Source organism: Pseudomonas sp. HMSC063H08 (genome assembly GCF_001813645.1).
GTDB lineage: Bacteria > Pseudomonadota > Gammaproteobacteria > Pseudomonadales > Pseudomonadaceae > Pseudomonas > Pseudomonas aeruginosa.
The window spans coordinates 1-325 of the sequence record NZ_KV813531.1 but is presented as its reverse complement, the minus strand read 5'-3'; the positions used below and the strand labels follow the sequence as shown (position 1 = coordinate 325).

1 pseudogene is annotated in these 325 nt (G+C 63.7%); it reads right to left on the bottom strand.

Annotated elements, in window-relative coordinates:
- Nucleotides 1-325 (bottom strand): annotated as a pseudogene (locus HMPREF2924_RS22150) (conjugal transfer protein TraG N-terminal domain-containing protein); the annotation flags it as partial.

Sequence of the window (325 nt, the reverse complement as noted above, 5' to 3'; positions counted from 1 at the left end):
GCGCACTCTTGCCGGCCAGGCTGCTGAAGGAGCTCGACCAGCCGGTGTCCGCCGGTGCCGGCAGATTGTATTGGCACTGCTGGGCGCGAGTCTGGTCGAACTCGATGGTGTCGAAGCTCACGTTGACGACCGGGATCCCCGCCAGGGCGACCACGATGTAGCCGACGTAGATGTGCGTCTCGATGCGGGCCAGAGACAGCACGCCCTTGTTGCCCTCGTCGGCGCCTTCCCCGCGAACTTTCAGCCATTCGCGCATTACGATGGCCGCGAACGGCACCGCAAACAGGCCCGTGTCCGAGATCATGTTCCAGATCCCGTTGTTGAT